Genomic DNA, 8,765 nt, shown 5'->3' with positions numbered 1-8,765 from the left:
CCCCCGGAGGGGTGCGGGCCACGCCCGTACGCATGTCACCCGGACAGCGGCAGCGGTTACTTCGCGCCGTTCAGGATCTCGCGGGCCAGCTTCGCGGTCTCGGTCGGCGTCTTGCCGACCTTGACGCCGGCGGCCTCAAGGGCCTCCTTCTTGGCCTGCGCGGTGCCGGAGGAGCCGGAGACGATGGCGCCGGCGTGGCCCATGGTCTTGCCCTCGGGGGCGGTGAAGCCCGCGACGTAGCCGACGACCGGCTTGGTGACGTTGGCCTTGATGAAGTCGGCCGCACGCTCCTCGGCGTCGCCGCCGATCTCGCCGATCATGACGATCAGCTCGGTCTCCGGGTCGGCCTCGAAGGCCTCCAGGGCGTCGATGTGGGTGGTGCCGATGACCGGGTCGCCACCGATGCCGACGCAGGAGGTGAAGCCGATGTCGCGCAGCTCGTACATCATCTGGTAGGTCAGCGTGCCGGACTTGGACACGAGACCGATCTTGCCGGGCTTGGTGATGTCGCCCGGGATGATGCCGGCGTTGGACTGGCCGGGGGTGATCAGACCCGGGCAGTTCGGGCCGATGATGCGGGTCTTGTTGCCCTTGGACTTCGCGTACGCCCAGAAGGCGGCGGAGTCGTGGACCGCGATGCCCTCGGTGATGACGACGGCCAGCGGGATCTCGGCGTCGATGGCCTCGACGACGGCGGCCTTGGCGAAGGCCGGCGGGACGAAGAGGACGGAGACGTTGGCGCCGGTCTCCTTCATCGCCTCGGCGACCGAGCCGAAGACCGGGACCTCGGTGCCGTCGAAGTCGACGGACGTGCCGGCCTTGCGCGGGTTCACGCCACCGACGATGTTCGTGCCGTCGGCGAGCATCAGCTTGGTGTGCTTCATGCCCGTGGCACCGGTCATGCCCTGGACGATGACCTTGCTGTCCTTGTTGAGGAAGATAGCCATGGTGAGTCTGTGACCTCGTCCCTTTACTTCGCAGCCGCAGCGAGCTCGGCGGCCTTGTCAGCCGCGCCGTCCATGGTGTCCACGCGCTGCACCAGCGGGTGGTTGGCGTCCGAGAGGATCTTGCGACCCAGCTCGGCGTTGTTGCCGTCGAGGCGGACGACGAGCGGCTTGGTGACCTCTTCGCCCTTGTCCTTGAGCAGCTGGAGGGCCTGGACGATGCCGTTGGCGACCTCGTCGCAGGCGGTGATGCCGCCGAAGACGTTGACGAAGACGGACTTGACGTCCGGGTCGCCGAGGATGATCTCGAGACCGTTGGCCATGACGGCGGCGGAGGCGCCACCGCCGATGTCCAGGAAGTTGGCGGGCTTGACGCCGCCGTGGTTCTCACCGGCGTAGGCGACGACGTCCAGGGTGCTCATGACGAGACCCGCGCCGTTGCCGATGATGCCGACCTGACCGTCGAGCTTGACGTAGTTCAGGCCCTTCTCCTTGGCCGCGGCCTCCAGCGGGTTGGCGGCGGCCTTGTCCACGAGCTCCTCGTGGGACGGCTGACGGAACTCCGCGTTCTCGTCCAGGGAGACCTTGCCGTCGAGGGCGATGACGTCGCCGGAGGCGACCTTCGCCAGCGGGTTGACCTCGACGAGGAGGGCGTCCTCGGCGACGAAGGTCTGCCACAGGGTGACCAGGACCTCGGCGACCTTCTCGGCGACCTCGGCCGGGAACTGCGCCTGGGCGACGATCTCGCGGGCCTTCTCGATGGAGACGCCCTCGTTGGCGTCGACCGGGACCTTGGCGAGCTTCTCGGGGGTCTTCTCGGCGACCTCCTCGATGTCCATGCCGCCGGCGACCGAGGCCATGGCCAGGAAGGTGCGGTTGGTGCGGTCCAGGAGGTAGGAGACGTAGTACTCCTCGAGGATCTCGGGAGCGGTCTCCGCGATCATCACCTTGTGGACCGTGTGGCCCTTGATGTCCATGCCCAGGATGTCCGTCGCGCGGGCGACGGCCTCGTCCGGGGTGGCGGCCAGCTTGACGCCGCCGGCCTTGCCGCGGCCACCGACCTTCACCTGCGCCTTGACGACAGACTTGCCGCCCAGCCGCTCGGTGGCCTCGCGAGCCGCCTCAGGCGTGTCGATCACTTCACCGGCCAGCACCGGTACACCGTGCTTGGCGAAGAGGTCCCTCGCCTGGTACTCGAACAGGTCCACGCGCGTCCGTCCCTTGTCTTCAAAGATTCGCAGTGTTCGCGGTTGTCTGCGTGGGCGTGCCGCGGAGGGCAACGTGACGGCGCTGTCACAGGGGATGCGCACACGGTGACCGTGGACGCGGCATGTCCGTCCCGCAGGTTATCCCCGGGACACCTGCCTCCCTAAATCACAGATCACACCTGAGCGGTGATACCTGTCACAGATTCGCCCAGGGCCGCGCCGCACATTCGTCCGATCCGACGAGTCCGACCCGGAGCCGGATCAGGGCACCGGCAGGGGCCGCTTCTCCAGCGCCGCCGCCATCACGTCCGGGAAGAGGTCGGGGGTGCAGGCGAAGGCCGGGGCGCCCAGGGCCGCCAGGGCCGCGGCGTGCTCCCGGTCGTAGGCGGGCGCGCCCTCGTCGGACAGGGCGAGCAGGGTCACGAACTCGGTCCCCGCCGCCTTCATCGCCGCGACCCGGCGCAGCATCTCGTTGCGAATGCCGCCCTCGTAGAGATCACTGATCAGGACCACGACGGTATCGGCAGGGCGGGTGATCTTCGACTGGCAGTGGGCCAGGGCGCGGTTGATGTCGGTGCCGCCGCCGAGCTGGGTTCCGAAGAGGACGTCCACCGGGTCGTCGAGTTGGTCCGTCAGGTCGACGACGGCGGTGTCGAAGACGACGAGCCGGGTCGCGATCGACCGCATCGAGGCCAGTACGGCCCCGAAGACGGAGGCGTAGACGACGGAGGCCGCCATCGAGCCCGACTGGTCGATGCAGAGGACCACCTCCTTCTGCACCGATCGGGCCGCACGGCCGTACCCGACCAGCCGCTCGGGGACGACGGTCCGGTACTCGGGCAGGTAGTTCTTCAGGTTCGCCCGGATGGTCCGGTTCCAGTCGATGTCGGCGTGCCGGGGCCGGCTGGTCCGCGCGGACCGGTCGAGGGCACCGCCGATGGTGGCCCTGGTCCGCGCCGCCAGCTTCTCCTCCAATTGCTCGACGACCTTCCGGACCACGGCCCGGGCCGTCTCCCTGGTGGTCTCGGGCATCGCCTTGTTGAGGGACAGCAGGGTGCCGACGAGGTGCACGTCCGGTTCGACGGCCTCCAGCATCTCCGGCTCCAGCAGCAGCGCGGACAGGCCGAGCCGCTCGATGGCGTCACGCTGCATGACCTGGACGACGGGGCTCGGGAAGTACGTGCGGATGTCGCCGAGCCAGCGCGCCACGGAGGGTGCGGAGCCGCCGAGCCCGGCCGACCGCTCCCCGGCCGCCCGGCGCGACCCACCACCCCCCGATCCGCCGTAGAGCGCGCCGAGCGCGGCGTCCATCCCCGCGTCCCGGCCGGCGAGGGTGCACCCGGTGCCGTCCGCGTCTCCCCCGCCGAGCACCAGGCGCCACCGCCGCAGCCGCTCCGCCTCCCCCGCCGCGCCGTGCGCTGCCACCGCGTTCCCCGTCCCGCTCATCCGTCCGTCCCCCTCCGTGTCCTGGTCGCCGACGGCTCCGGCCGCCGGCCCTTCCTGCCCCGCCCGCCCCGCCCGCGGCGCCGGCTCCCGCGTCCCGGCCGGGCCCGCGCCGGCTTCCGTCTCCGTCCGCGGCACCGTCCTGCTGTCCCACCGGCCCGCTCCAGGGGCCGGGCGCCCCGCTCCGTCCGCCGCCGGCCGCGTCAGGGTGTCGCGGCCGCGGCACCGGCTCCCGCGGCGCCGGCTCCCGCGAGGAGCAGGTGGACCAGGTCCACGACCGCGTCCGCGCGGGCCGGGTCCAGCTCCGGGGCGAAGCCCTCGGGCGCCGCACCAGGAACAGCGGAACCGGGCCGGGCCCCGGGCCCGCGGCGGGCCAGTTCGCCGAGGGTCCGCCGGACACCCGGCTCGTACGCCCCGAAGGTCCGCCGCAGCAGCGGCAGCACGTCGGTGAACGCCTGCGCGGGCACCGAGGCGAGCCAGGCGTCGATCAGCCGGAGCAGCCGGTCGTCGTGGACCAGCAGCGTGCCGCCGCCGGAGCCACCCCCGGCGAAGCCGTCGATCCAGCCGGCCGCGTCGGGCGGGGCGGCCGCCGGCGACAGGGCGAGCCCCATCAGCCGTGCCGTCTCCTCCGCCGGTAGCCGCCCCTCGTCGAGCAGCAGCCTGGCCGCCCGGCCGCGTATCAGCCCGGGCACCGACTCCCGGCCGGCCAGCGCCCTCAGCACCGCCGACCACCGCTCCCGCAGGTCGTCGTCCTGAAGCAGCCCGACCGCCCCGTGCACCGCGTCCACGTGGTCCCGCAATTCCGCTGCCGCATCGGCGTCCAGGCCGGCGGCGCAGGCGGGCGGCAACGCCACGCAGATCCGCTCCGCGAGCCCGCCCGCCACCACGCCCAGCGCCGAGGCGTCGGTGCCCCGGACGTCCCCGTACCGCAGGGAACGGGCCAGGGCCGGCAGGGCCTTGGCGAGCCGCGCCACGTCCGTGTCCAGCGCGGCGAGGTCGGCGAGGGCCCGCAGGACCGCGGGCAGCGCCTCGGACAGCCCCGCCAGCAGGCACCGCTCCGCCAGCGCCGTGACCTCGCCGAGCTCGCCCGCCGCAGCCGCGTCCGCCTCGGCCCTGGCGGTGGCGGCCGCGGGGACGGTGGTGCCCCAGATCCCGGCCTCGGCCACCCGCACCGACAGCTCCGGCTCCCAGCGCAGCCGCCACGTCTCCCGGAAGGTGCCCGTGCCGGCCCGGGACGCGGTGGGCCTGCCCCAGTCGATGCCGAGCAGCCGCAGCCGGTGCAGCAGCCGGGACCTGGCCGCGTCGGTGTCCTTGCGCAGGTCGAGCTCCAGCTCGCGCTCGTGCGCCTCGGGCTTGAGGCGCAGCGAGCGCTGCTGCCGGGCCAGGTCCCGCTGGAGCGGCACGGCGGGCGCGCCGTCCGGGACCCGGCCGAGCACGTCCCCGACGACCAGGCGGTCCTCGATCAGCGCGAGCGGCACGTCGGAGCCGTCGCACATCACCGCGCGGACCGCCTCCAGGGTCTCGGCCAGCCCGGGCAGCGGCCGCCCGCGCACCGCGGCCAGCGTCTGCGCGAGCCGGACCGCCTCGATGACGTGCGCCGTGGAGACCGGCCGGTCCTCCTCGCGGAGCAGCCCGGCCACCTTGGTCAGCCACCGCTCGACCGGCCGGTCCGGGGCGGCGAAGAGGTGCGCGTACCAGCCCGGGGAGGCGATGCCCGCCCCGTACCCGCCGGCCCGGGCGAGCCGCCGGTGGGTCCAGGGCACCCAGGTCGTCTCCACCTTGGTCCTGGGCAGCCCGGTCAGCAGCCGCTTGTCGGCCGCCGCCGTGGTCCTGGCGCGCAGTGCCGGGACGTGCCAGGCGCCGCACACCACGGCGTAGCAGTCGCCGAACTCCCGGCGGGCGGCCCGCATCCGCTGCCGCATGTGGGCCTCGCGCACCAGGTCGCGGGGGTCCTCGCGGTCCGGGTACGCCTCGCGGAGCGCGGCCATGGCCTCGCCGAGCGCCTCGAACGCGGCTGCCGGGTCCTGCGGGCCGTCCCCCGTGCCTCGGTGCTCGACGACGTCCTCCCACCAGCGCTCGGGGTCGTCGTACCCGGCCGTCCCGGCCAGTGCGGCGAGGGGGTCGGGCCGCACCGCGGGGGGCGCGGCCGCACCCGCGCCGTCCCCCTCCGCCTCCGGCCGTGCGGCCAGGGTGTGCGCGGCGGGCAGGTCGATGAACCGGACCGGGACCGGGTCGGGCTGCTGCTGGGCCCACCGGATGGCCGCCCACTCCGGGGAGAACTCGGCCAGCGGCCAGAACGCGGCCCGGCCGGGGTCGTCGGCGGCGTGCGCGAGGAGCGCCACGGGCGGCCGCATCGCCGGGTCGGCGGCGAGCGGGAGCAGTGCGTCGCCCTCCGGCGGCCCCTCGATCAGGACGGCCGCCGGCCGGGCGGCGTCCAGGGCGGCCCGCACGGCGCGGGCCGAGCCGGGCCCGTGGTGGCGCACGCCCAGCAGCAGCGGGCCCCGGGCGGGCGCCGCCGGACTCATGCCGTCACCTCCCGGCAGGCGCGGTAGAAGTCCTTCCAGCCGTCCCGCTCGCGCACCACGGCCTCCAGGTACTCCTGCCAGACCACCTTGTCGGCGGCCGGGTCCCGGACGACCGCGCCGAGGATCCCGGCAGCCACGTCGGAGGGGCGCAGCACGCCGTCCCCGAAGTGGGCGGCCATGGCCAGGCCGTGGGTGACGACCGAAATGGCCTCGGCGGTGGACAGGGTGCCGCTGGGCGACTTCACCTTCGTCCGGCCGTCGTCGGTGACGCCGTCGCGCAGCTCGCGGAAGACGGTGACGACGCGGCGGATCTCGTCCAGCCCCTCGGGCAGGGCCGGCAGGTCGAGGGCGCGGCCCAGCTGGTCGACGCGGCGGGCGACGATGTCGACCTCGGCGTCGGTGGAGGCGGGCAGCGGCAGCACGACGGTGTTGAAGCGGCGGCGCAGCGCGCTGGACAGCTCGTTGACCCCGCGGTCGCGGTCGTTGGCGGTGGCGATGAGGTTGAAGCCGCGCACGGCCTGCACCTCCTGGCCGAGCTCGGGTATCGGCAGCGTCTTCTCGGACAGGACGGTGATGAGGGTGTCCTGGACGTCGGCCGGGATGCGGGTGAGCTCCTCGACGCGGGCGGTCGACCCCTCGGCCATGGCCCGCATGACCGGGCTCGGGACGAGCGCCTCGCGGCTGGGCCCGTGGGCGAGGAGGCGGGCGTAGTCCCAGCCGTAGCGGATGGCCTCCTCGGGGGTGCCGGCGGTGCCTTGGACCAGCAGGGTGGAGTCCCCGCTGACGGCGGCGGCGAGGTGCTCGGAGACCCAGGTCTTGGCGGTGCCGGGGACGCCGAGCAGCAGCAGGGCGCGGTCGGTGGCGAGGGTGGTGACGGCGACCTCGACGATGCGGCGCGGGCCCACGTACTTGGGTGTGATGACGGTGCCGTCGTCGAGCGTGCCGCCCAGGAGGTAGGTGGAGACGGCCCACGGGGAGAGCTTCCAGCGGGCCGGTCGGGGCCGGTCGTCGGCCGCTTCCAGGGCTTTCAGTTCGTGCGCGAAGGCGTCTTCGGCGTGCGGGCGCAGCGCCTCGGCGCCGGTGCCCTTCCCGTGCGTGGTCATGGTCCCCCTCCGATCCTCGGCAGCCGCTCCCGACTGCTGTGTCCACGGTGCACCACGCCACTGACAACAGGCCCAGGGCGCAACGTCGTTGCAGGTCAGAGCGATTGTCAGTGGGGGTCCCTACGGTGGTTGCCATGACCGATCAGCAGGTCCGCTGGACAGCGGAACAGGTACTGGCCCTGGCTCCTGACGCCGCGTCGGGCAAGGCCGGGTCCAAGCTGGGAGGGGCGGGCCCCTGGTCCGAGACCGGAGGTTCCGCTTCCGGTGCGGTGTGGGGGTTGTGCAAGGGCAGCGGCGCCACGCCGTACCGGACGGTCGTGGACCTCGCGGGCCCCGCCTACAAGTGCTCCTGCCCGAGCCGGAAGTTCCCGTGCAAGCACGCGCTGGGACTGCTGCTGCTCTGGGCCGCAGAGGGCTTCGGGGAACCCACCGGGGCGCCGGAGTGGGCCGCGGCCTGGTTGGCCGGGCGGGCCGCGAAGGCCGCCCGGCCGGCAGAGGCGGCGGCCGGGCCGGCCGACGCGGAGGCGGCGCGCCGCCGGGCCGAACGGAGGGCGGCCCGGATCGGCGCGGGTGTCACCGAGCTGGAGCAGCGGCTCGCCGACCTCGTCCGCGGCGGGCTCGCAGGCCAGGAGCAGGCGGGATACGCACCCTGGGAGGAGACCGCGGCCCGGATGGTGGACGCGCAGGCGCCCGGACTGGCGGCACGCGTGAGGGAGTTGGGGACGATACCCGGTTGCGGCCCGGGCTGGCCCGCCCGGATGCTGGAGGAGGGCGCGCTGCTGCACCTGCTGAACCGGGGTTGGCTCGGTGTGGCAGGTCTGCCGGAGCCGCTCGCCGCGACGGTACGGAGCAGGGTGGGGCTCCCGAACGCCGCCGCGGAGGGGGAGGCCGTACGGGACCGCTGGCTGGTGCTGTCCCAGTACGACTCGGTGTCGCCGGACGGCCGGCTCACCACCCGCCGGATATGGCTGCGCGGGATGGAGAGCGGGCGCCCGGCCCTGGTACTGGACTTCGGGCCGCCCGGGCGGCCACCGGCGCTCGCGCTGCCGGTCGGCCTGGCGGTGGAGGCGGAAGCCCGCTTCCGTCCCGGATCGGCGGGGCTGCGGGCGGACCTCGGGGAGAGGTCCGCGCCGGCCGCGCCGTGCGACCTGGTCCCGGCCGGGATCGGCACCGGGGCGGCACTGGAGGCGTACGGGGCCGCGCTGCGGGAGGACCCGTGGCTGGAGTCCTGGCCGGTGGTGCTCGGCCCGGTCGTCCCGATACCGGGGGAGCTCGGCTGGCAGTTGGCCGACGCGGAAGGCGCCGGCGCCCTGCCGGTACCGCTGTCCGCGGCGGGCAGCCGGTCGCGGTCGGGCCTGTGGCAGCTGGCCGCACTGTCCGGCGGGGGGCCGCTGACCGTGTTCGGCGAATGCGGCCACCGCGGATTCACCCCGCTGACGGCCTGGCAGCCGGGCTGCCCGGAGCCGGTGACGCTGGTCTGACCGGCCGCCGCGGGAACCCGGCCGGCACGGGGACAGGGGGGGCGAGGGGGAACGGAGAGGA

6 protein-coding genes are annotated in these 8,765 nt (G+C 74.3%); 1 reads left to right on the top strand and 5 read right to left on the bottom strand.

Going from position 1 to position 8,765, the window contains the following annotated elements; translation table 11 throughout:
- Positions 1 to 56: 56 nt before the first annotated feature.
- From sucD to ACFV7Q_RS28150, 5 genes are all read right to left on the bottom strand, one after another.
- On the bottom strand, positions 57 to 947 hold the full coding sequence (gene sucD / locus ACFV7Q_RS28170) for a succinate--CoA ligase subunit alpha (RefSeq protein WP_385432463.1): 891 nt from the start codon (positions 945 to 947) through the stop codon (positions 57 to 59).
- 23 nt (positions 948 to 970) lie between these two features.
- Positions 971 to 2,152 carry an ADP-forming succinate--CoA ligase subunit beta gene (gene sucC, locus ACFV7Q_RS28165; protein WP_385432461.1) on the bottom strand — a complete coding sequence of 394 codons (1,182 nt, stop codon included), beginning with the start codon at positions 2,150 to 2,152 and terminating at the stop codon, positions 971 to 973.
- 261 nt (positions 2,153 to 2,413) lie between these two features.
- A complete protein-coding gene (locus ACFV7Q_RS28160) occupies positions 2,414 to 3,598 on the bottom strand; it encodes a VWA domain-containing protein (protein WP_385432459.1) in 1,185 nt (394 codons plus the stop codon).
- A 200-nt stretch (positions 3,599 to 3,798) separates the two neighbouring features.
- On the bottom strand, positions 3,799 to 6,120 hold the full coding sequence (locus tag ACFV7Q_RS28155) for a DUF5682 family protein (RefSeq protein ID WP_385432458.1): 2,322 nt from the start codon (positions 6,118 to 6,120) through the stop codon (positions 3,799 to 3,801).
- On the bottom strand, positions 6,117 to 7,223 hold the full coding sequence (locus ACFV7Q_RS28150; RefSeq protein ID WP_385432456.1) for an AAA family ATPase: 1,107 nt from the start codon (positions 7,221 to 7,223) through the stop codon (positions 6,117 to 6,119). The genes ACFV7Q_RS28155 and ACFV7Q_RS28150 overlap by 4 nt, the downstream gene beginning before the upstream one ends.
- Before the next feature lie 134 nt (positions 7,224 to 7,357).
- On the opposite strand from ACFV7Q_RS28150, the gene ACFV7Q_RS28145 reads away from it, so the two are divergent.
- Positions 7,358 to 8,704, top strand: a complete 1,347-nt coding sequence (locus ACFV7Q_RS28145) for an SWIM zinc finger family protein (RefSeq protein WP_385432455.1) — start codon at positions 7,358 to 7,360, stop codon at positions 8,702 to 8,704.
- Positions 8,705 to 8,765 lie beyond the last annotated feature (61 nt).

It is taken from the genome of Streptomyces sp. NPDC059851, assembly GCF_042732005.1.
In the GTDB taxonomy this organism is placed as follows: Bacteria; Actinomycetota; Actinomycetes; order Streptomycetales; family Streptomycetaceae; genus Streptomyces.
The sequence above is the reverse complement of the archived record's forward strand: the minus strand, read 5'-3'. Positions and strand labels throughout refer to the sequence as shown.